Source organism: Streptomyces sp. SAS_270, assembly GCF_052543295.1.
This window is the reverse complement of record NZ_JBMNDS010000006.1, coordinates 73,894-96,376: the sequence shown is the minus strand read 5'-3', so window position 1 is coordinate 96,376 and position 22,483 is coordinate 73,894. Positions and strand designations below refer to the sequence as shown.

Below are 22,483 nucleotides of genomic sequence, written 5' to 3'. Positions count from 1 at the left end.
CGTATCTTGCGCTTCTTCGCTTTGGCTTCCTTCTCCTTGCGCTGGGCCACGCTGTATGCCGACAACGGACCCTGATGCACTGGGCAACGGGCGGTGCCCGACACCACCTGCCTCTGACACCGACCGCCTGTCTTGGTGCGCGCGCCACACTTCGCCATGCCGTCTCCCCCTAGCCTGATGCGCAGTCTCCAAGCCCTAGGCACGGTGGCGCGCTTCCTTCCACCTGTGAAGGCGCGAAGCTGTACAAGCTGGAGTGCGCGGGCGCATGCTGCCGACCATCAGCTTGGGAAGCTTGGGTTTCAGGGAATCGGTAACTGTCCTGACCTGCGGTCGCCGCGCAGGACAAGCTCTTAACCCTCGATGATTTTCTCTCGCTCCAACACTCTGCGCACTTCTTCAAAGACGGAGGAGATGCGCCCCTTCGGGAACCTTATCTGCGTCAAGCCCTTGACGTTACTGAATTCGTCACACCCATCCTCAAGCATGACGATGGCGCGCCGAAATCCGAGCCTCCCCTGAAATAGACCCACTTCATGGACGACGCTCTGCCGAGCCTGCACTTTCCCTTCCGTCGTTTCATCCTCTGCGGTCATTATCACGAACGCAAATGCCGAACCGTCGAGCATTTGAGAAAGCCTCTCTGAAGTCGATATGCCCGGCTGTGGAACTCTGTTGTACTCTTCGTGTTCAAGGAATAGCCGATCTCGAAGGAAGTCTTTGAGCTCCCTCCAATCGCCAGCATGCCCGTGCCCAATGAAAATCTTCGTCGGGATTTCACGGTCCGTGGAGGTCATTCTTTCGCTCCTCGCGTATTCCGATGCATCAAGAGTTGGCGGAGGTGAATTACCCGCTTTCTCTAGCATTCGATCCAGCTTTGGAGAAATGCTGATCTTTATGTCCTTGAGACGCGTTCGCAACTCGCGGCGCTGTTCAGGACTGAAAGGAGCGTCGGACGAGAGGAGCCTATGTAGCAATTCGTCCTGCTCAAAGCCGAATCGGCGTTTGCGGCCGAGATGGGAGATCTTAGATTCTACAAACTTTACGAAGGAGCCATCTTCCGCAATCGGCGACTTATCCTCGACGTGCCTGAGTAGGCTCAGCAATGACTCGTGCTCTACGTGCATTCGAACCGTATAGTCGCGCAGTCGCGCAAGAGCATCGTGGTCCTTACTTACTTCTCGCCGCAGAATAACGTATGCGTGAGGAGCGTAAGGATCCAGCGCGGGCCGATAATGATAGAGGGAAAGTCCAACCTCTGGGATTGCTACGACTTCCTCGATGGATTCCGACGTGTCATGGGGGAAGATAAAGGAGGCTACTTCGACTTCGCGCGCCTCTAGCTGGACCAAGACCCACTGAGTGCCAGCTTCAATTGCCCATGCATCAGGCACTACATCGCCAGCAGCAGTCGCCCCAAGAATGTGAGATGCAATCAAGTCGCCCACCTCGGCCATCGCCTTGGGCTCGTGGAATGCTGCTCTCCTTTTTCCTTGAGGAACCTGTCCTTCCTTGGGTATCAGTCGACGCTTCTGGATTCTCACCGGTAGCCGTAGGAGACGGTCCACACATAGCGCGATTTCGCTGTAAAAAAGTGGGGTGTTCTGAGCCGCGAATGATCGGGAAAGCCCTAGCTCAAATCTACAGACAGGGAATACTTTGTTCCCGTCGCAAGTGACACAGCGATAAAGGAGATCGAATCCGGAAATCGGATTGCTGGCATCCCCAAAGTTATAGCTTGAGATGGAACTCGGCAGTCGTATCGCATGTGACGCCTTACAGTATGGCCTGCCGTCCGTGAAGGGCCCACCCTTGCTTAATGGCGAAGCAGCAATGCGCCCCGTGTATTGCATGAATTGACCAGGCTTTGGCGAGGGCCATTTCGGCAGGATAAGACGCTTACTGTCAGGATGCGTAAGGCTTCTGGCGTCGGACACTGGAAAACCGGTCAGCAGTAGCATAACCAGATACCCCCATGACGGGTGGTGTCCTGGCTCGTCAACACGCACGCCAGGACACCTGGCTTGCCATAGTGAATCTCGACTGTCTCAAGGACGAGGTTCATCGGCGCGCATCCGGGTGCCAAAAGGACGCAGTGCGCGCTTCCGCGTCGAGTCAGCTAGCCCGAACCCTTATCCAAGTTACGCCGCAATGTATTGCATGTCCAAAGATACTTGGCGACATGGGTTAGGTGAGGTCCACTGCCCTGCCGGTAGGCGCACCGTCCGCCGCAGAGGCAGTGGGCTCGTACGCCGGTGGCCGTCGTTGGCCACTGGTGAGCGGTCTCGGACGGCCCAGGGACGGCCCAGACCTGATCGGCTTCGGTGCAGCGCTCGACTGACGGCAGCGCCGTTCGATGTGGGCCGCCTGATGCTCAGCCGACGAAAGTTAGCCACGGCGGCGGGTGTGCCGACCGACCAGGCGCGTGTGTGTCTCGCTGCACCCCCACCGGCCTCAGCCACGTTATCGGTGCCGTCGACCAGAGCGAGCCGCGACGGCCGGCCCGTGGACGGCCCGTGGACGGCCCTGGCGGGCCTCCCAAAGCTCTCGGCTTGGGAAGCTTAGGTTTTCCCGTCAGCCGTACGCCACTTACCTGCGGTGGAGTGCTACAGGGGACCTGACCGCACCGGGGGTCAGTCCCCGCTGTTCCCCGTGGGGCCCCGCACGGTCTGGCATGCGAATGGCACGGATCTCTTCGCCCCGAAGCACCCAGGTGACTAGGCTTGGGCATGCACTAGCTATCTGCCTCGCTCGCCAGCAACCCTGCTCGGACGGACCGACCGGAGCCGATAATGGACCATCTCGAGTTCGAAGAGGAAGTTCGAACCGTCGCGCGTGCACTCTGGTCGACTGCCAGAGACGACGGCGCCATCAATTTGGATGGCGTTGAGCACGACGGCGTCTACTTTACCCACGATGTAGTGCATTGCGTTGAGGTTACGGTCTCTGGTCGAAAAGATAAGGCCGAGCACGATGGAAAGAAGCTCAGCAAGGCTATCATCAGATGGACTGGAAGTGACGGGCGAACCGCCCGAGGTTGGTTTGTAACTCTCGGCGAACCCACCACCGAACAAACCAAAGCACTCCAAGCAATTGACCGCCGGATTACCCCCATCTCCTTTAGGCGGTTCAAATCGCGCCTGTTTGACGCCTACCTATACGCTCAGCGGCGTGAGCAGATGACCTTCGGTAGCGCCATTAATCCAGCCGGCAAAGAGCAGGAACTCGAACGCTATATTCCGGCGGAGTTCGAAGCGATCAGTCAGGAGGGCAGTTTCACCTCTTCTCCCTCATTTAGTGATCTGATCGAGAGAGTCAAAGCGGCTGAGCGCTTTTGCTTCGTCGGCGACTATGGCATTGGTAAGAGTATGACGCTGCGAGAGATTTATCTCAGACTTTCGCAGGTGCATAAATCCGGAGAGAGTCTCCGACATCCGGTGCATCTCAACCTACGTGATCACTGGGGGCAGCGCAGCCCGCGCGTGGCCCTAACCCAACATGCTGAGGACCTGGGTTACGATCGGCCAGACCAGATAATTGCCGCCTGGAGGGCTGGTTACGTTGACATCCTCCTGGACGGATTTGACGAAATCGCAGCACCCGGGTGGAGCAGCGACATCGTAGAATTGCGTCATTCTCGGCGCAGGGCGGTCGAATTGGTTCGGCAGTTTTTTGACAAGACTCCGCCGAAAGCGTCTGTAGTTGTCGTGGGTAGGCGAAGCTATTTTGACAGTCTAGATGAATTGAATAGTTCCCTATTTAATGGGGAATCGTGTACACTGCTGGAAATTTCAGAGTTCAACGACAGGCAGATCAAACAATATCTTCGCGGTAAGAATTGGCAGGGGTTGCCCGATTGGCTACCGAAGCGACCCCTGCTGATTGGCTACCTAGTCAATAAGAAAATTCTGGAAACCGATTTGGGACCTCTGCACGGGCTCAGTCCAGCAGAGGGCTGGGACTGGCTCCTTGATCAGATCAGCAAGCGCGAGGCAAGCATCGAGACGGGGCTTGATGGCCCCACAATTCGGTTGACAATTGAACGGCTTGCTTCGGTGGCTAGGAAGAGTGCTAGTTGTCTTGGACCGCTTACGTACGCAGAGATAACCGAAGGGTTCAAATTTATTCGCGGGCGGGAGCCAAGTGATGATCAACGAACAATTCTGCACCGCTTGCCGGGCCTGGGATCAGATCCGAACTTCGAGGAGGGAACCCGGGAATTTGTTGACATCGACTTTGCTGGCGCTGCGCAAGCAAGGGACGTTTCATCGTTCATCGTAAACCCCTTCGCGGTCGACGTGCAGACTGTGCGGGCATGGAGTCAATCTCTACTGCAGTCGGGAATTGAAGTGGCAGCCCTGCAATGCCGCGAGGTAGCCACCGATGGAACAATCGCAACGGCATTGTCCTTCGCTCAGCGAAATGACCTCGATACTGTGACTGCTGATGTCGCACGAGTGGCACTCTCCTTGGGGCTTTCCGTCCCTGGCTCATTCAATTCCGACGAGGTGTTGATTCCACACTTGGAATTCTATGAAGGGTTCGGAGATTTCTCGGGTGTCCAATTCTCCCGCTGTGGAATCGAGACACTTGTTCTCGATGGGGAAATTGATGCAAGTCGCATGCCCCGGTTTGAGGGTTGTTGGTTTGAGAGAATCATCGGTCGATTTAGCCAAGAAGATCTGCCTGGAGCCGCCTTCTTGGCGTGCACCTTCGGCGAGTTTCTTGACTCTTTCGAAAGGAACGCCGATGTGCTGCGAAGCTCACTTCCGGCTGGCGTGCGCGTAATGGTTACGCTGCTACGAAAACTGTATCTCCAGCGCGGGAGCGGCAGGGCGGAGGGGGCCCTGGTACGGGGAATGGAGCAGGCTAGCCGCGAGTTGGTTCCTGGATGTTTGGAGATCATCAGGAAAGAGAATCTCGCCACTTCTGTTAAGCTCAACGGGCGAATTGTTTGGCTTCCGTCTCGCTCGACACAGAAGAGGGTTAGCGCCTTTGTTTCAGCCCCTCGTGGAAGTGGAGATCCGATCTTTAGCATGGCTAATCGACTCACGTAGAGGTTTCAAGGGGCGCGCAATTCTCCGGCACTGCTTCTTAGTGGCGGAGCCAAGGCCCCGCTCTTAGGTGTAGCGAGACGCAGAGATTGGCGTAGCGGTTTTGGGGCCATTATTTTTGAGGCTCGCGTCCAAAATGGCTGCGTAAAGCTGCGGAGCCGACCGCCTCAGCCGCGATGTACCTATTCCCTGACAGCAGGCGGCTGATTGTTGTGCGCGCGGCACGGACGCCGGCCGGGCTGGAGCGGGGCGGAGACAGGAGCGCAGGCCCGGCCGGGGGCCGGGCCGCGCGCGGGGAGCGGAGCGAGCCGCCTTGAACCAGTAGAGAAAGTTGTAACTCAGTCTGTGGTGTAGGGCTTGAAGTCGTCTGTGCAGGCCGGGAGTTCAGCGCCTTGCCGGTGGGCGAAGGGGAGGAAAAGCACGGGTCGGACCGTCCAAGTGACGCGGGTATTGCCCTGGTTGATCGACATTGAGCAGGGTTCCGCGCGCAGGAGGGCTCTGCGGGTTTCGATGCGGCCCTCGTAGAGCCAGTCCCATACTTCGTCGGAGGCTGTGGCGTCGAGGGCTGAGGTGATGGTGCGCAGGGCGATGGCGATCCAGCGGTCTGCTTGTGCGGGTGAGTGGGCGTCGAAGGAGCCGAGGAGGGCCGGCCGTCGTGCCTCGGTGAGGTCTTCGGTCCAACATTCGCACCAGTAGCCGCGGGTGAGGTCGTTCATGAGGGCGCTCCCGGCGGGTAGGCCACGAGGACGTAGCGCGTGGTGTCGTCGTGCAGGGTGAGTTGGTAGGCCGTGCCGGTGGTCAGGTGGGCGAGGGCTCGTTCGTGCTCGGTCTCGTCCGTGAGCCAGTGGCGGCCTGGTTGGGTGTATGCCGGGTCGAGCTGGTCCGTGATGTTCCTCGTGCGCTCGCGCAGCCATCGCAGGGCCAGGCGGGGGCTCGCCGTGTCGTGTGATCCCAGGAGGATCGAGCTGGTCTCGTGCAGGGGGTAGGCGACAGCCCAGCAGCGGTACGCGCTGCTCTGCTGCTCCCTCGGTAAGTCCTCGGTGGCTGTCGGCGTCAGCATGCGTGGCCTCCCGGACGGGCGTCCGTGAAGAGTTCCGCGGTGACCGTGTGGCCGCCCTGGCTGTCGTGGACGACCACCCGGTGCGCGATCGCGCTGACCATGCCGAGACCCCTGCCGTGCTCGGCGTCCTCGTCCTGGTGCTCGACCTTCGGGGCCGCGCCGGTGCCCCCGTCGTCCGTGACCGACAGGGCAACTACCTGCGGCGACACCGCGAGCGCCAGATGGAAGCTCCCCGACTCCTTGCCGCTCGCGGTGTGCAGGATCGCGTTCGCGCTCAGCTCGCTCACGATCAGTTCCGCGTCCTCCGCAAGGGGCGACCCGCGCAGGATGTCGCGGGTCCAGCGGCGGGCCCGGCTGACCTCTTCGGGGAAACCTGGGCAAGTGAGGCCCCAGACCCGGGCGGTGCTCGTATACTCGTGCATACAAGTTCCTTCGTGCTGGTAGGCCGCCATGTGCAGCGGGTTCGGGCTAGACGAGTTTCACGCCGTCGTGGGCGCGGATGGCCGGCGGAGACGCCGCGTCGAGTGCGTCCAGGACGCGGATCGCGTATGCCTCGTCGGCGAGGTCGGTGACTTCGTCGCGGGTGGCCCAGCGCAGCGCGCGGGTCTCCTCGCCGGTGGTGGGTGTGCCGTCGGCGGCCTGGCAGCGGAAGACGAGCGAGACGATCAGGCCCGTCATGTTCTTGTAGACGCCGGTGAGGGTCGCGGGAAGCGCGATCTTGATGCCGGTTTCTTCGAGGACTTCGCGTTGCAGGGCCTCGGGGATGGTTTCCTCGCGTTCGAGGACGCCACCCGGGGGTTCCCACTTGCCGTTGTCCCGCCGCTTGATCAAAAGGGCCCGGCCCTGGTCGTCGACGATGACTCCGGCAACGCTCACGGAGTGCGGACGGTCAGTGCTCACGTTCCTCGGCCCTCTCGGATGGCTAGGCTCTCCACCGTAGCAACAACACTCGCCCACTCGTCTAGATACCTAAAGGAGTACACGTGACGTCACTCCCGAGCCTGCTCGGTGCTGTCGACCCCACGAGCGATCGTGCGGTCTTCCGGCAGATCGCCGACCAGCTGCGCGAGGCCATCGACCGTGGGCGGTTCAAGGAAGGCGAAAAGCTGCCCTCCGAGGCAGAACTCGTCGAGCACTACGGCGTTTCCCGGATGACCGTCCGCAACTCCTTCTCCATCCTCCAGGGCGAGGGCCTGGTCCACGCCGAGCACGGCAAGGGCGTCTTCGTACGGCCACGACCGCCCGTACGCCGCCTCGCCTCCGATCGCTTCGCCCGTCGTCATCGCGAGCAGGGGAAGTCGGCGTTCATCGTCGAGGCCGATGCGGCCGGCAGTCACCCCCAGGTCGACAGCCTGGAGGTCAAGGAGGAGAAGGCCAGCCAGGACATCTCCACCCGGCTCGGTTCCGTGCGGCGGGTGCTCGCCCGGCGTCGCCGGTACCTCCTCGACGGCAAGCCGGTGGAGTTCGCTACCTCGTATCTGCCGCTGGACATCGCACGGGGCACCCAGATCGCCGAGCCCAACCCCGGTCCCGGCGGCATCTACGCCCGCCTCGAAGAGCTGGGCCATCACCTCGACCACTTCGAGGAGGAGATTCGCGCCCGGATGCCCTCGCCCACCGAGGTCAAGACACTCCGGCTCGCCTCCGGCGTCCCCGTCATCCACCTCATCCGCACCGCGTACGACACTGAGGGACGAGCCGTCGAGGTCTGCGACACGGTCATGGCAGCGGACGCGTACGTCCTGTCGTACCAGCTCCCGGCGACGTGAGGGCCTGAACGGCGGTGGTGCGCGGGGCCGCTGCCCCCGAACTCGTACACCCCAACAGGCATACTCGTATAGACGAGTGGGCAAGTGGTGTGGCAGGGTAGTCAACGCGTTCCCGAACCCTCGGGCCCGCAGACTGCATCTTGTATAGACGAGTAGATGGGAAGAAATCTTGCGCACCATCCGTGTGGAGACCTCGGCCGCGACGATCCTGCTGACCGAGGCACCCGAGCCGAAGCTCCGCGACCGCCAGTCCGGTGAGCGGGCGACGGACGCCGTTAGCGGCGAGCCGCTGATGACGCTCGGCGTCGTCTACATCGAGGAGGGGGAGTCGTCCCTGATCAAGGTCACGGTTGCGGAGGGCGGTGTCTCCGAGGGTCTTACTCTCGGCGCGCCGGTCGCGCTGCCGGGGCTCATCGCCCGGCCGTGGGAGAGCGTCTTCAACGGGCAGCAGCGCCACGGCATCGCCTTCCGTGCCGCCGCCGTCACTCCGGCCGCTTTCCCGGCCGCCATGGGGGATGCCGCCTGATGACCGACCTGACGACGCTTCTGGAGGTGGGTGGTCCCGTCGCCGCACTCGGCGGTGGGGCCGCCTACGCCCGGGCCCAGCACCCGGGCATCTACTGGTCCACGGTCGGACTGCCGATATCCACGGCCAGACTGCTCAGCTCGTACGGCTCGGTCATGGAGGCCTGCGGCCTGACCGTCGCGCCGTCCAGGCTGCGGATGCTCGCCATCCAGGCCACCACTCGCCGCGAGGTACGGCCCGTGCCGCCGCGTCGCGGGATCATCCGGCCCACCTCGACCGGCCTGCGGCTTCGGCTGCGGCTCGCCCCGGGGCAGGAGCCCGCCGACGTCGCCGCCTCGGCCGAACGGCTGCGGCATGCCTGGGGAGTTCACGCCGTGTACGTCACGACCGTCAAGCCGGGTGTGGTCGAACTGCGGCTCGTCGGCTTCGACGTCCTTCGACGGGTGCGGATGCCCCGCAAGACCGAGGCAGGGTTTCTCAAGGTGCCCGTGGCCCTGCGTGAGGACGCCACCCCCTTCGTACGTGACTACCGGACCGTTCCGCACCAACTCACCCTCGGCGCAACCCTGTCGGGCAAGTCCATGTACCTGCGTCACCTCGTCGCCGGACTCGCGCCGCAATCTGTCGCCATGGTCGGCATCGACTGCAAGCGCGGGGTGGAGCTGGCGCCGTTCGCCCCGCGGCTCTCGGCCCTGGCCACCGACCCCGAGCAGGCGGCGGAACTGCTGCCCATGCTCATCAAGGAAATGGAGGACCGCTACGACCTGATCAAGACCCGGCAGGGCATCGCCCCGGGTACGCCCGACGAGGAGATCACCTCCGACATCTGGGGCCTGCCCGAGCATCAACGCCCGGTGCCCGTCGTGCTGTTCGTCGACGAGGTGGCCGAACTCTTCCTCGTCGCCACCCGCAAGGACGAGGAACGGCGCGACGAGATGGTCACCCAACTCATCCGCCTCGCCCAGCTCGGCCGCGCCGCCGGGATCTACCTGGAGGTCTGCGGCCAGCGCTTCGGCGCCGAACTGGGCAAGGGCGCGACCATGCTGCGGGCCCAACTCACCGGCCGTGTCTGCCACCGCGTCAACGACGAAGCCTCCGCAAAGATGGCACTCGGCGACATCGCCCCCGAGGCCGTATCCGCCGCCTGCGCCATCGCTCCCAAACGGCCCGGCCTCGCTGTCGCGGGCGACACCTCCGGCGGCTGGTCCCGCATCCGCACGCCGTACCTGTCCCTCGGCGACGCCGCCGAGATCTGCCACCAGTCGGCAGGCCTGGTCCCCGACCTGCCCGCGCTCAAGCCGTTCCAGCCCTACGTGGCCGTACGACCGGTCGAGTCACCGGCCCCGGTCGTCCAGCCGCACCCGCTGACCGACTGACCCGCGCCCCTTCCCTTCCTTCGCGGTCGGCGTGACCGCCTCGCGCCAACTCCCTACCCCACCCATGCCCGAAACCGGAAGGAGTCGCAGCATGCGCGCCCAACTGGCCCGCGTCGACGCGGTACTCGTCCAAGCGGTCATCGCGGCAGCGCTGTCCTTCGCCCACCTGCACGACGTCGCCTCGGCGGCCGGACAGGACGGATGGAAAGCCTGGGCCTACCCAGTCTCGGTCGACCTGCTGCTCGTCGCCGCCTGGCGTCGACTGCGCTCCGGCGACGCGAAAGCCGCTGGCTGGTGCTGGTTCGTCATCGCGCTCACGGCGTCCCTTGGCGCGAACGTCGCCACTGCCGGACTGCTCGACATGGACGCCGTGCCGGCCTGGCTTCGCATCCTCGTCGCGGGCTGGCCCGCGGTCGCCTTCCTCGGCGGAACACTCCTCGCGCACTCGACGCCGCCGGTAGTCGACGAGGACACCGAGGACCAGGAGGACGCCGCCGAACCCGCCCCCGAGGCACCCGCACGGCTCTCCGACGAGCCGACACCCGCTCCCGCCCTGGCTCCAACTCCGGCTCCGGCTGCCGTATCCGTCCCGGCCGCCCTGGTCGACCACGCCCGCAAGGTCGCCGCCGAGCACCACACCCGCACCGGTACGCCGATCGACACCCCAACACTCCGCGCACGTCTCGGTGTCCCTGGGCCCATGGCGGAGGCCATCGCCGCCCAACTCGCCTGAAAGGAGGGCCCACCATGCCTCTCTTCACCTTCAACACGATCGCCGACTACCTCGACGCAGCCCGTCAGATGGCCGACTCCGGCCGCCCGGCGCTGGCCCGGCTCCTGGCTGAAGAAGCCGCGGACCGCGCCGCCGACCCTGACCAGGCCGCCCGCATCCTGCGCGACTTCCCCGGCCTCAACCTGCGACAGGAGGACTGACCATGCCCAGCCCGAACCGCTTCCGCAACGTGATCCGCATCGGCCCCGTGCAGGTCGGCACGTCCTACGACGGCCGAGGCCGCGAGAAGCACACCGCCGCCTGCACCGCCCCGCGCTGCGGCTTCTCCGCCGACTACGACAGCCGCGCCGCCGCCGAGCTGGCCGCCCGCACCCACCGCTGCCCCGTCCGCTGAAAGGACCCCGAACAACGTGACCGTCAGCCTGCCGCTTGTCGTCGTCCTCGGCTTCTTCGCCTGGGGAGCGGTCAAGTTCCTCGGCGTCCGCACCTGGATCGTCGTCGTGATCGCCCTGTTCGGCTTCTGGCTCTCGCACACCTTCATGGCCCCGGCCATCGAGTCCGGCACGCGCTCCGGCGTGGACGTCGTCAACGGCTCACATGACTAGACGAGTAGGCAAGGAGAGCTTCGCCGTGTTCCTGCCCAAGTACCCCGACAACCCGACCCCGCCGCCCGCGCACACTCACACCCCGGCCGACCCGGCACCCGTGCAGCGCGCGATACCGCCACTCTCCATCAGCACTGGAACGGTCGCGGCCGTGCTCGTCGGCGGAGTCGTTCTGACCGCGCTCCTGGCCGCCGTCGCCGTCACGGCCATCTCGGTCGCCATCGCCGCCGTGGTCCTGCGCTCCATGCTCCGCGACCACCACCGCCGCTGACCAGCGGCTGACTCCCGGGGCGGCCTCGATACCGCCAAGCATCCGCCGCCCCGGGAGCCCGTCACCTCCTGACCGAGCCAGCCAGAAGGAGAACGCCATCTTCACCCGCACCACCCCGCCCCCACTGCCCGAACTCGCCAAGCTGGCCTCGCACGGCGCCCTGCCCGGTATCCTCCGGCAGCTCTCCGGCCTCGGCGGCTGCACCCACCCGATCCGACTCGACGGCCACCGCACCGAGTACGACGTTGACACGCGGACCGGGGAAATCGGCAACGTCCTCCACCACCTCGACTCGTCCACCCTCCCGGCCGGCCAACTCCTCGTCCGCTGCAACAACCGCCGTACAACCCGCTGCGAGGCCTGCGCCGAGGTCTACCGCCGCGACACCTTCCACCTGATCAGCTCGGGCCTGCGCGGCGGCAAGGGCATCCCGGAACACGTCGCCGCCCACCCCCGCGTGTTCGCCACCTTCACCGCCCCGAGCTTCGGCCCGGTCCACAACCGCCCCTCCAGCGGACGCGCCTGCCGGTGCGGCGCCCGCCACGACCAGGACGACGCCGCACTCGGCACCCCGCTCAACCCGGAGACGTACGACTACGAAGCGGCCGTGCTCTGGAACGCGCACGCCGGTCCGCTCTGGCGACGCTTCTCGACCTACCTGCGCCGCGAGGTCGCCAAGCGGGCCGGACTCTCACAGCGCGCGTTCCGCGAGCACGCGCGCGTGTCCTTCGCCAAGGTCGCTGAGTACCAGAAACGCGGAGCCGTCCACTTCCACGCGGTCATCCGGATCGACGGCTCCGGCGGCGGAGACACCCCGCCCCCGCCCTGGGCAACGGCCGAGCTGCTCACCGACGCCATCCGCACCGCCGCCGCCAAAGTCCGCGTGGACGGCCCCGTCATCGACGACCGCGCGCACGCCTTCGCCTTCGGCCGCCAGCTCGACGTCCGCACCATCCGTAGCGCCGACTTCACCGACGGCCAGGAACTCACCGAACGCGCGGTCGCCGCGTACATCGCCAAGTACGCCACCAAGGGTGCCGAGACCGCGACGGGAGCTCTCGACCGCCCGCTCAAGTTCCTCGCCGAACTCGCCCAGCTCGACATCAGCGACCACGCCCGCCGCCTGATCCGCACCGCCTGGACCCTCGGCGCCCGCAAGGACCTGGAAGACCTCCGCCTCCGTGCCTGGGCCCACATGCTCGGCTTCCGCGGCCACTTCTCCACCAAGTCCCGCCGCTACTCCACCACCCTCGGCGCCCTCCGCACCGCCCGCGCCGAATGGCGCCGCGCCCAAGCCACCACCACAGCCGAACCCGCCGAGCGCGAGCCCGACACGACGTACGTCCTCGCCCACTGGGCCTTTGCCGGAACAGGCCTGTCCTCCGCCGAAGCGTGGCTTTCCGCATCCCTCGAACCCGCCCCCGGCACAGAAGGAGAGCCAACTCGTGCGTGACGAAGAGCTGTTGACCGTGCCGGACGTCATGGCGCGACTCAAGCTCGGGCGGTCCACGGTCTACGACCTGATCCGCTCCCGTCGCCTGCCCTCGATCACCATCGGCCGGTGCCGCCGTATCCCGGTGCGGGCTGTCCACGACTACATCACCAACGAACTGGAGGCTGCTGCCTGATGGCCCAGCAACGCAAGCGCAACCCGAACGGGGCGGGCACCATCACCAAGCGCAAGGACGGCCGCTTCCAATGCGCCGTCTATGTGCTCCAGCCGGACGGCACCCGCGCCCGCAAGTTCGCGTACGGCAAGACCTGGGCCGAGTGTGACGCCAAGCGCCGCGAACTGCTCGCCAAGGTCGACCAGGGCGTACCCGTGCCCACCCGCTCGGCCAAGCTGTCCGAGTGGCTGCCGTACTGGCTGGACAACGTGATTCAGCCCCGGCGGAAGCTCAGCACGTACGACAAGTACGAGGCGCACGTTCGGCTCTACCTGGTGCCCCGGCTCGGTTCGAAGCGGCTCGAAGCCCTCGGTGTCGCCGACGTGCGCCGCTTCCTCGTCCGTCTGGAGAAGGAGGCCACCGCAGCAACCGCCAAGGAATCGCACCGAGTTCTGCGCTCGGCGCTGTCATCCGCCTGCCGCGAGGAACTGATCACGCGCAACGTCGCGAAGCTCGTCGAGCCGCCCCGCACCGACAACCCGGAGTTGAACCCCTGGACTCTCGACGAGACGCTCGACTTCCTCGCCGCCTCCCGTAAGGACCCGCTCTACGCGGCCTTCGTGCTCGCCATTGCCATGGGCCTCCGCCGGGGAGAGATCATCGGCCTTCGCTGGTCAGACCTCGACCTCGACGGCCGCGTCCTCCACGTCCGCCAGCAGGTGCAGCGTCGTCGTGGCGTTCTCTACGACGACGACCCGAAGAGCCGCCGTCGCCGAGTCGTCCCGCTGCCTGCCCTCTGCATCGCACCCCTCCGCTGGCACCGCATGCGCCAGACGGCCGCCCGCATCAAAGCGGGGGAGAAGTGGCAGGAGTCGGACTACGTCTTCACCACCCGCACCGGCCGTCCGGTCGAGCCGCGCAACGTGTACCGCTCCTTCACCCGTGTCGCCGAGTCCGCAGGGATCCGAGTGATCCGGCTGCACGACGCCCGGCACGGCACCGCCACCCTCCTCACGGCGGCCGGAGTCGCACCCCGCGTCGTGATGGAGATCCTCGGACACAGCCAGATCAGCATCACCATGGACGTGTACACGCACGTCGTCCAGGACACGCAGCGCGAGGCCATGAGCCACATGGACCGGCTACTGCGAAAGCGGCGCCCCGGTCGCCAGTGACCGCACCCGTTGATGTCAGAAGTAGATGTCAAAGGCCCCGGACCATGATCGGTCCGGGGCCTTTGCGCTGGTGCCCCCGGCAGGATTCGAACCTGCGACACCCGCTTTAGGAGAGCGGTGCTCTATCCCCTGAGCTACGAAGGCGGGCCTTGCGTAAAACGTGGCTGAATGCTCTGAGCGAGCATTCGTCCCCGCCGCGGCAAGGATGGGATGCCCCTGAGGGCGGCCCCTGACAGGGTAGCGGATCAGGCTGGTGTGGTGGGGCCGAGACGGGTGCCTCGGCCCCATTCATGATCGGCGGGCTCCCCGTTGCCGTCGCTGAGGTTTGCTGGCTTCGGCGTCTGCGTCGGAGTGGGTGGGGGTCTTCTCTGTAGCGGGCCGGGGCCTGAGGGGATGGACGATGAACGAGGTTGCGGACGCGGCGGTGGCAGGGAGACGCTGGCCCGCCGGATGCTGCGCTGCCCCGGACTGCGGCGCGGTGCTCAAGACCTGAGGTCAGGCCCGGCCCCGGACGGTCCGTGACCTCGGCGGCGGACTGACCGCGGCCGGGCCGGACCGGGCTCGCTGCACCGGCTGCTGCCGCCACTTCGGCTCCGACTACCTGTTTCTTCCCGGCAAGACCCACCACGTGCTCCTCGAACCCGGCTGGCGCGAGACGGCCGACCACATCACACCTGGCTCGAGCGCCAGACCTGGTAGGGGGGCCCGCGCGCAGGCGCGGGCCCAACCCATCGTCCGAGAAGCACTGCAGTACGGAGTCCCTCGGGTAGCGGTGTTCTGTGGACATACGCTGTGTTGCCTCATGTCGTGTTGCGGCTGAGGGAGTCAAATGGCGTACGAGTGGCGGCTGTTTTGGGTGGGCGACGGGGGCGATTCCGCAGGAGGCCGACCTGTCCCCGGCTGGGAGGACTTGGAGGATCGCGAGCGGGTGCTCGGGCTGCGCGAGCGGCAGCCGATCCTCGTCTCGCCGGACGGCCGGGTCGATCCTCGGCTGAGTGAGTGCCTCCGACGCTCGGCGTTCTCTGCCAAGGCGCAGGGCACCCAGGTCACGTACGCCCCGCTCTACCGGCTGTTCTTCACGTTCCTGTGGGAGCGCGGGCTGGACTGGGACGAGGCGTCGGAGGACGACGTCGAGGACTGGGAGGACTTGCGTCGACGAGGGGGTGACGAATCCGGTGCCGGTCGACGGCGGAACGTGGGCGAAGGAGCAGGCCGCGCTGAAGCTGCTGTACGGCATCGCGGCCCAGCGTGGCTTTGTGCTGGCGAACCCGGTGACGCTCGCCTCGCCGTCGGACGTGAAGACCTCGGACGTGAAGTGGCCGTCGCCCCGGATCGTGGCCGGCCGGCTGCGCACTCCGGTCGCGTCGTGCGCGAACTTTCCTCAACTCCGACTACGGCACGGCCGGGATGCCGTGCGCGGAGTCGTTCCTGCTGTGCTTCGCCTGCCGAAAGCACTGACCGCACACGCCTTTCGTGGTGACGGGCGGACGAAGGTGCCCGGCCTGATGCAGGCCGGGCACCGAGTCGGCGTACGCGTCGGGCGTGCGCCTGCCCGTGCCTGGCGCGACATGAGGCCCGGGACACCTGGTGCAGGTCAGACCTTCGATGGCAACTGTGCCGGGAGGTCGGCCGACGGCTCCGTCGCCGGCCGTGGTTCCGGCTCGAGCAGCGGGTCGGGTTTCCCGGTGTGCAGGACCGAGACCACGTGGGCGGTGTCTAGGGCCTTCTCCCAACGGGCGACGACGAGGGTGGCGACCGCGTTGCCGGCGAGGTTGGTCAGGGCGCGGCATTCGGACATGAACTTGTCGATGCCGAAGATGAGCATGATGCCGGCGGCGGGGACGGTGCCGACGGTGGAGAGGGTTGCGGCGAGGGCGATGAAGCCGGCGCCAGTGATGCCGCCGGACCCCTTGGAGGTGAGGATCATGACGGCGAGCAGGCCGAGCTGCTGGCCGATGGTCAGTGGGGTGTCGGTGGCCTGGGCGATGTAGACGGCGGCGAGGGAGAGGTAGATGGAGCTGCCGTCGAGGTTGAAGGAGTAGCCGGTGGGGACGGTGAGTCCGACGATGTCGCGGCGGATGCCGAGCCCTTCGAGCTTGACCATCAGGCGTGGCAGGGCGCTCTCGGAGGAGGAGGTGCCCAGCACGAGGACGAACTCCTCGCGCAGGTAGCGCAGCAGCCGGAAGATGTTGATTCGAAGCGCGGCGGTGACCGCGCCGAGGATGACGATCACGAAGAACGCGGATGTGCCGTAGAAGAGGCCGATGAGCTGTCCGAGGCTGGTCAGGGTGGAGATGCCGTACTTGCCGATGGTGTAGGCCATGGCGCCGAAGGCGCCTACGGGGGCGGCCAGCATGACGTAGTGCAGGATCTTGAAGACGACCGTGCTCAGGCGCTGGATGCCGTCGACGAGGGGGTCGCCGACGGGGCCGACAGCTTTGAGGGCGATGCCGAAGAGGACCGAGAAGAAGATGACCTGGAGGATGTTGCCCTCGGCGAAGGGGCCGACCGCGCTGCTGGGCACGAGCTTCGCGAACCTGAAGAGCTGGCGCATTCTGACCAAGGTCCGCATGAACGTCCATCACGCCACCACGCTGCTACGGGCCCTGCTCGTTCTGGCGAACTGCGAAGTCCAGCGGTGACAGACGATCACCCGACGGCGATCACTCCGCCTGCCGGCACGAGGACAGCATCACGGGCTCACACCAGTACCGCGACCTGTGAGTTCAAGATGAAACGATCTCAATAGTGCCAGCCACTCGACGGCACTGGGGCGGTCCCACCCAGCGCAAGGCCCGCCGCGAGTACGAGAACCGCGTCGACTCACTCCCGGTTGCCAGCCGGCGCTGAGCGGACCGAGCACCAACCCGTCAAGATCAAGTACTGGCACACGAAGGAGGAAGAACCCGCTGGCCATGGGGCCAGGAGCTCAGCCGGGCTCAGAGGAACTCACGGGATGTCGCACACATGACCGCACCCCAGCCCACCGGACACCTGTCCCAAGGACGGGCCAAATTCGGCCTACACAGTCCTGACCGAACCCGTCACGCAGTGCGCCGTGCCGGCATGCAAGAGATCCCGGCCCCGGGCAACCGGGACCGGGAGCCTCAAGGGCGCCGTCGGACAGGATCAGTGAACTGTGGCAAGTCGGTAGGCCCGTATGACGGTCTGGGTGACGGTGTTGCCCGCCTTGTCCGCTGCGCTGATCCGCAGGGAGACGTATCCGGCGCGACTCGGGTGGTGGAGCAGAACACTGCCGGTAGTGCCGTGGCGGGTGACATGGACGGTCTTCCAGGTGTGGCCGTCATCGTAGGAGACCTGGAGGGCCAGCCGCGTCACCGCCGACCGTTCGGCGCCCGTGGGGCGCTGCACAGTGAGCGGGACGCGGAAGGTACGGCCGGCAGGGGCAGCGCTGTTGAGGTCGACGGCTCCGCCGGTGCGTACGGTCAGCAGCGGCAGCGCCGAGGTCCTTGAGCCGCTGGGTCGTGCCGAGGCGAAGCCCCAGGCCAGCGTGGAGCGAGTGCCGAGCGCCGTCCAGTCGGCCGTGCGCGTGGCGCGGGTGGTCAGGGTGTAGCGGCGGTTGGCGGCGCTGGGGACGGTGAAGCCGATGTTCGAGAGGTCTCCCGTTCGGTCGATGACCCGTCCACCGGAGGACAGCACGGCCTCGCCGTCGGCCCCGAAGTTGGAGGAGCCGTCGAGGCGCTGCCCGGTGCCTGTGGCCGCATACGGCGCCAGGTCCAGGGCCACGTAGTTGCCCTTGCGGGTGGAGCTGTAGACGGCCGGGCCGACGGGGGCCCGGTTCCAGTCGACGGTGTACGTGCGTCCGGCCTGGTAGCGACGGACCGCGGTCGTCTCGTCATGGTCCGGGAGAGTGCCGTCGGGCCTGTTGTCCGTCGTCCCGAAGAGGTCGAGGTAGTGCGTCCAGGTGAGTCCGGGGGCGGCTGAGTAGTACTCGGTGACTCGGCTCGGCAGTGCGGTGTGCAGCGTCGGGATGAACGGCATCAACTCCGTCACGTTCGTCGGCTGATCGGAGCGCATGGCTGCTACCCGCCTGCCGCCCTGGGAGGCGTAACTGGCGTGCACGGTGGCCAGTTGCCGGTCGTGGACGACGGGGTTGGTGTCGGCAGGTATGCCGCCGTTGTGTGTCTGCCGCAAGGAGTAGCGGTAGGCGCCGCCCGAGTCCTTGCCCGTGAGGGTGGCGGAGGCGGCGTAGCGGACGCCCGGGGCCTGTGCGGTGGGCGTGGCGTACAGGGTGGCCTTGCTGCCGACGACGGCGGTGAGTGAGTAGCCGTCGATTCCCTGCCCCCCGGCCAGCGCGAGGGTGGCCGAGGTGGAGATCGCTGTGGCGTCGCGGTGGTCGACGCGGGCCGAGACCTTGCCGGCCTTGCGGCCGTCGAGTGTCACGGTGCGGTCCTGGTCGGTGCGGATGCCGGTGGCGGCGAGCAGGGTCCGGGTGCCGGTCCGGGTGCCGGAACTGTCGAACTCGGCCAGGCTGTCGTCGATGCCGAGGATGGTGTAGTCGTCCTTCGGCAGGCGCAGCCGGAACGTGCCGTCCGAGCCCAGCCGGATGTCCTGCTGGATGCCGGTGTGCGGGCCGAAGACTGTCAGCAGTGCGCCGGCGGCTGGCTTGCCCTCGTGGTTGAGGCCGGTGACGGTCAGCGTGTGGCGTGCGGGTTCGGCGAAGAGGCCGACCGCGGTACGCACCGTGGTGTCTGCGGCGGTGGCGAGGACGGCGCCGCCGTAGCGGCCGACCTGGGCCTTGGTGGTACGGCCGGTGACGTTCGCGGTGGCGGTGCCGTGCGCGGGGACGGTCACGCTGGTGGCGCCCAGGGAGAACATGCCGGCCGGGGCCCGCTTGCCGCCCGGGCCGTAGACGTCCGAGGCGAGTTTGAGGGTGACCGCCTGGTCGCCGTCGTTGCGGTAGGTGATCTGCCGAGTGGCGGTGGTGTCGGCGTGCGGCCAGGCGAACAGGCCCAGGTTGGCGGCGCCGGAGGTGGCGTGAACCGTCTGTTTCAGGGCGCGCACGATGTCGAGGCGGCCGGAGCCCTGTTGGAAGGCGGTCAGGTTCTTCAGGCCGTGCGCCGAGGAGGTCAGGGCCCGCTTGAAGTCGGCGGCCTTCCAGGTGGGGTGGGCCTGGGCGAGCAGGGCCACGGCACCGGTGACGTGTGGGGTGGCCATGGATGTGCCGGACGCCTGCTCGTAGCGCAGGTTGGGCATGGGCGTGTCCATGTTGGTGCCGTCGGCGCGGGCGCCGATGATGTCCTCGCCGGGTGCCACCAGGTCAGGCTTGACGGCGTCGTCGCCGAGTCGGGGGCCCTGGCTGGAGAAGTCGCTGAGGGTGTCGCGCTTGGTGGTGCTGCCGACGGTGAGCGCGGCGTCCGCGCTGCCGGGGCTGCCGATCGTGCCGTCCACGCCGTTGCCCGTCGGCCCGCCCTCGTTGCCGGCGGCCACCACGAACAGGGTGCCGGTCTGTGCGGTGAGCCGGTTCAGGGCGGTGGATACGGGGTCGGTTCCGTCGGTGACGGTGTCGCCGAGGCTCATGTTGACGGCGACCGCGTGCTGGGCTGCGGCCCACTCCATTCCGGCGATGATCGCGCTGTCGGGGCAGGTGCCGTTGTCGTCGCAGACCTTGCCGATGAGCAGTTTGGCGCCCGGCGCGACGCCCGCGTACTTGCCATGGGACGCCGCGCCGGTGCCGGCGATGGTCGAGGCGGTGTGGGTGCCGTGCCCGAACCCGTCCTTGAGGCCGGCGCCGGTGAAGACCTTCGATTCGGCGATGCGACCCTTGAAGTCGGGGTGGTTGGCGTCGATGCCGGTGTCCAGATCGGCGATCAGCACGTTCTTGCCGGTGATGCCGGACTTCCAGGCGGTGGGGGCGCCGATGATCTTGTTGCTCTCATCGTCCAGGACCTTCGCCCTGCCATCCAGCCAGAGCTTGCTGACACGACTGGACAACGGTCCCTTGAGCAGTGACTGCCACAGGTCACCGGTGCTCTTCTTGGGCTGGGTGAGAGTGCCGCCGTTCAGAGCGCGCAGGGTGCGGCCGAGGTCCGCTCCGTGTGCGGTGAGGGCGGACCGGGCGGCCGCCTTGCCGGCCCGTTCCATGACGATCAACGGCAGTGAGCGCGAGCGCGCGTCGTCCTGACCTATGCGGATCAGCTCCGTGACGTCGAACAGCCGCGCGTCCAACGTGCCGGTCGACAGGGGCCGCTCGGCGTCAGCTGGAATCACGCTGATGCGCTGTATCCCGGAACGGAGGGTGCGTACGAGACGGAAGCCCATGTCCTCCCGGCCCTTGCTGGGCAGCACGGACACGGCGGGGGCCCTGCCGCCGGGCTGGGGGCGCAGGGTGACCCGGTCCCCGGTGATGAGGGTGACGGTTCTGGCTGTCCCCGTGTGCTGCTCCACCGACGCTGCTTCGGGGGCGGCGGCCTGCGCGACCGGTCCCGGCACGGCGACCGAGACGGCCACCACACCTGCGAGGGCGGGGAGCACCCCCCACCTGACTGACTTGGGCAGCAATGCATACTCCTTCGGTGTCCGGCTCCACGCCGGAATCTGATGGTTCGACAACTGGGTGGCCAACAAGCAGACTCGGGCCGCCGTTGGCCGCTCGAGGCAGGAGCTCGATCACGTCGTACGTGACGCCGGAGCTGAGATAGGCGGTGCCACCGGATCCGCTGACGATGTCGAGGCCAACTCCTGCCAGGAGTCAGGGAACGCCCGGCGGGTGCGGTGTCGGCGGGCGTGCTGGGGCAGGGGAGTTCCGTTCGCGTGTACGGGCATTTCGGCGTACGAGGATGAACAGGGCGGGTGCTCAGAGGCTGGCGCGCAGGTGGCTGACCGTGACGAAGTGGTAGCCGCGGGCGGTGAGGGTGCGCAGGATCTGCGGGACCGCGGCGACGGACGTGGGGTGGATGTCATGCATCAGGACGACGCCGTTGCGCTGCGCCTTGTCGATGACGCTCTGGGCGACCTTGGCGGCGTCGCGATACTTCCAGTCCTCGGTGTCCACATCCCAGAGCACGGGGGAGAGGCTGGTGACCGACCGGACTGTCGCGTTGATGGCGCCGTAGGGCGGGCGGAAGAGGGTGGGCTCCTTGCCGGTGGCGGCCTTGATGGCGGCGCTGGTGCGGTTGAGTTGGGAGGCGATCTGCTCGGGGGTGAGCTTGGTGAGGTCGGGGTGGTTCCAGGAGTGATTGCCGACTTCGTGTCCGGCGCGGGCCTCGGCGCGCACCAGGTCGGGGTGGGCGGCGACGTTCTGGCCGACGGTGAAGAAGGTGGCGCGCGCCTTGTACTGGGCCAGGTAGTCCAGCAGGGTCGCGGTCTCGGGAGCCGCAGGTCCGTCGTCGAAGGTCAGCGCGATGCAGGTGACCTTCTTGCAGTCGGTGTCGTCGTCGCCGGAGGCGGTGTGGGTGGGGACGGCCGGGCCGGGGGTGTTCGTCGCGCCCAGGTCGAGCGAACGGCTGGGGGTCATGGTCTGCCGCTGGGCGCGCTTGCCGAACGCGGACAGCCAGGGGGTGACCGTCTTCTTGGAGAGGGTCACCAGGAAGGTTCCGGCGGGCGGCGCGCCCACCTCGCCGCTGTCGAAGGTCACCTCCAGCCCGCCGTCAGCGGTGAAGGCCATGTTGTCCAGAGCGGTGGCGCGGGAGGCCGGGTCGGAGAGCGTGCCGTCGAAGGTGGTCGCGTCGAAGCCTTCGCGTCCCTTGAGCTCGTCCTTCAAGGTGGAGATGAAGGCGTCCCGGGAGTCGTCGGCGATGAGTCCGAGAGCAGTGCCGTAGTCGCCCGCGTCGCCGTCGTACCAGTACGACTTGGCCGACAGCCCGGACCCGGCGCCACTGCCGTCCTGTGTGGTGAGCCGGACGCCGAGTACATCGCCGGAAGCCACCAGGAACCTGTGGCTGACGTTGAGCTCGCCGCGTGAGCCGTTACTGCACGCCCCCTCGCGGAATGTGGCCAGGCGCTGCCCCACGTCCTTCTTCATCGCGGCCGTCATCGCCTCCGCGCCGGGCACGTCCGGGTAGCTCGTGGCGAAGGGGCAGGAGCGCTGCTCGCTGCTGTTGCTGACGATCTGCAGGCCCTTGATCTTCGACGGGTCGACGCTGCGGACGGGTGAGGGGGATTCGGCAGCGGCTCGTGGCGGGCCGGCGGATGCCGGCTCCGAGGAACCGGGGGAACAGGCCGTTGTGATCGAGAGTGTGCCGAGCAGCAGAAGCGAGGGCAGCAGGGTGTGAGTGCGCATGTGTGACCAGAACCTGGGGAGGGGAGGGCGGACGCCGTCGGCGGGCGCCGCGGTCGTTCTGGTCACGA

Annotated in this window: 19 protein-coding genes, 1 tRNA gene and 1 pseudogene; 12 read left to right on the top strand and 9 right to left on the bottom strand. The window is 66.7% G+C overall.

What is annotated here, in order from left to right; genetic code table 11:
- Positions 1-350 precede the first annotated feature (350 nt).
- Positions 351-1,541 (bottom strand): TIR domain-containing protein, encoded by a 1,191-nt coding sequence (locus ACN6LB_RS06365; RefSeq protein ID WP_445024914.1) that lies wholly within the window; start codon positions 1,539-1,541, stop codon positions 351-353.
- 1,248 nt (positions 1,542-2,789) lie between these two features.
- On the opposite strand from ACN6LB_RS06365, the gene ACN6LB_RS06360 reads away from it, so the two are divergent.
- On the top strand, positions 2,790-5,054 hold the full coding sequence (locus ACN6LB_RS06360) for an NACHT domain-containing protein (protein WP_445024913.1): 2,265 nt from the start codon (positions 2,790-2,792) through the stop codon (positions 5,052-5,054).
- 335 nt (positions 5,055-5,389) lie between these two features.
- On the opposite strand, the gene ACN6LB_RS06355 is transcribed toward ACN6LB_RS06360, so the two are convergent.
- From ACN6LB_RS06355 to ACN6LB_RS06340, 4 genes are read right to left on the bottom strand one after another with little or no spacing between them, the layout of a single operon-like run.
- Positions 5,390-5,767, bottom strand: a complete 378-nt coding sequence (locus ACN6LB_RS06355) for a hypothetical protein (RefSeq protein WP_445024912.1) — start codon at positions 5,765-5,767, stop codon at positions 5,390-5,392.
- A complete protein-coding gene (locus tag ACN6LB_RS06350; RefSeq protein ID WP_445024911.1) occupies positions 5,764-6,111 on the bottom strand; it encodes a hypothetical protein in 348 nt (115 codons plus the stop codon). The genes ACN6LB_RS06355 and ACN6LB_RS06350 overlap by 4 nt, the downstream gene beginning before the upstream one ends.
- A complete protein-coding gene (locus ACN6LB_RS06345; protein WP_445024910.1) occupies positions 6,105-6,533 on the bottom strand; it encodes an ATP-binding protein in 429 nt (142 codons plus the stop codon). Before ACN6LB_RS06345 ends, ACN6LB_RS06350 begins: the two co-directional genes overlap by 7 nt.
- A gap of 46 nt (positions 6,534-6,579) precedes the next feature.
- Complete coding sequence (locus ACN6LB_RS06340) at positions 6,580-6,987, bottom strand: NUDIX hydrolase (RefSeq protein WP_445024978.1); 408 nt, start codon at positions 6,985-6,987, stop codon at positions 6,580-6,582.
- A 107-nt stretch (positions 6,988-7,094) separates the two neighbouring features.
- Between ACN6LB_RS06340 and ACN6LB_RS06335 the strand changes: the two genes are divergently transcribed.
- The 11 genes from ACN6LB_RS06335 to ACN6LB_RS06285 all read left to right on the top strand — a co-directional run bounded on the left by ACN6LB_RS06335 (position 7,095) and on the right by ACN6LB_RS06285 (position 14,173).
- Positions 7,095-7,880, top strand: coding sequence for a GntR family transcriptional regulator (locus ACN6LB_RS06335; RefSeq protein ID WP_445024909.1), 786 nt, complete (start codon positions 7,095-7,097; stop codon positions 7,878-7,880).
- Between the two features lie 169 nt (positions 7,881-8,049).
- Positions 8,050-8,406 carry an SCO3933 family regulatory protein gene (locus ACN6LB_RS06330; protein WP_445024908.1) on the top strand — a complete coding sequence of 119 codons (357 nt, stop codon included), beginning with the start codon at positions 8,050-8,052 and terminating at the stop codon, positions 8,404-8,406.
- Positions 8,406-9,782, top strand: a complete 1,377-nt coding sequence (locus ACN6LB_RS06325) for an FtsK/SpoIIIE domain-containing protein (protein WP_445024907.1) — start codon at positions 8,406-8,408, stop codon at positions 9,780-9,782. The genes ACN6LB_RS06330 and ACN6LB_RS06325 overlap by 1 nt, the downstream gene beginning before the upstream one ends.
- A gap of 91 nt (positions 9,783-9,873) precedes the next feature.
- On the top strand, positions 9,874-10,515 hold the full coding sequence (locus tag ACN6LB_RS06320; RefSeq protein WP_445024906.1) for a DUF2637 domain-containing protein: 642 nt from the start codon (positions 9,874-9,876) through the stop codon (positions 10,513-10,515).
- Positions 10,516-10,529: 14 nt separating this feature from the next.
- The gene (locus ACN6LB_RS06315; RefSeq protein WP_445024905.1) at positions 10,530-10,715 is read left to right on the top strand and encodes a hypothetical protein; all 186 of its coding nucleotides are present in this window, start codon (positions 10,530-10,532) and stop codon (positions 10,713-10,715) included.
- Positions 10,716-10,717: 2 nt separating this feature from the next.
- Positions 10,718-10,909, top strand: a complete 192-nt coding sequence (locus ACN6LB_RS06310; protein ID WP_445024904.1) for a mobile element transfer protein — start codon at positions 10,718-10,720, stop codon at positions 10,907-10,909.
- 16 nt (positions 10,910-10,925) lie between these two features.
- Complete coding sequence (locus tag ACN6LB_RS06305; RefSeq protein ID WP_445024903.1) at positions 10,926-11,120, top strand: hypothetical protein; 195 nt, start codon at positions 10,926-10,928, stop codon at positions 11,118-11,120.
- Positions 11,121-11,145: 25 nt separating this feature from the next.
- On the top strand, positions 11,146-11,391 hold the full coding sequence (locus ACN6LB_RS06300) for a SpdD protein (RefSeq protein ID WP_445024977.1): 246 nt from the start codon (positions 11,146-11,148) through the stop codon (positions 11,389-11,391).
- Positions 11,392-11,551: 160 nt separating this feature from the next.
- Positions 11,552-12,844, top strand: coding sequence for a replication initiator (locus tag ACN6LB_RS06295; protein WP_445024976.1), 1,293 nt, complete (start codon positions 11,552-11,554; stop codon positions 12,842-12,844).
- Positions 12,837-13,019, top strand: a complete 183-nt coding sequence (locus tag ACN6LB_RS06290; RefSeq protein WP_445024902.1) for a helix-turn-helix domain-containing protein — start codon at positions 12,837-12,839, stop codon at positions 13,017-13,019. The genes ACN6LB_RS06295 and ACN6LB_RS06290 overlap by 8 nt, the downstream gene beginning before the upstream one ends.
- The gene (locus ACN6LB_RS06285; RefSeq protein WP_445024901.1) at positions 13,019-14,173 is read left to right on the top strand and encodes a tyrosine-type recombinase/integrase; all 1,155 of its coding nucleotides are present in this window, start codon (positions 13,019-13,021) and stop codon (positions 14,171-14,173) included. Before ACN6LB_RS06290 ends, ACN6LB_RS06285 begins: the two co-directional genes overlap by 1 nt.
- 68 nt (positions 14,174-14,241) lie before the next feature.
- Here the strand turns inward: ACN6LB_RS06285 and ACN6LB_RS06280 are convergent.
- The 4 genes and pseudogenes from ACN6LB_RS06280 to ACN6LB_RS06265 form a co-directional block, all read right to left on the bottom strand.
- A tRNA-Arg gene (locus tag ACN6LB_RS06280) sits at positions 14,242-14,317 on the bottom strand.
- Positions 14,318-15,767: 1,450 nt separating this feature from the next.
- Positions 15,768-16,700, bottom strand: a pseudogene (locus tag ACN6LB_RS06275) (cation:dicarboxylate symporter family transporter); the annotation flags it as partial.
- Between the two features lie 602 nt (positions 16,701-17,302).
- On the bottom strand, positions 17,303-20,695 hold the full coding sequence (locus tag ACN6LB_RS06270) for a S8 family serine peptidase (protein WP_445024900.1): 3,393 nt from the start codon (positions 20,693-20,695) through the stop codon (positions 17,303-17,305).
- A 295-nt stretch (positions 20,696-20,990) separates the two neighbouring features.
- Positions 20,991-22,415, bottom strand: coding sequence for a polysaccharide deacetylase family protein (locus ACN6LB_RS06265; protein ID WP_445024899.1), 1,425 nt, complete (start codon positions 22,413-22,415; stop codon positions 20,991-20,993).
- Positions 22,416-22,483: the final 68 nt, after the last annotated feature.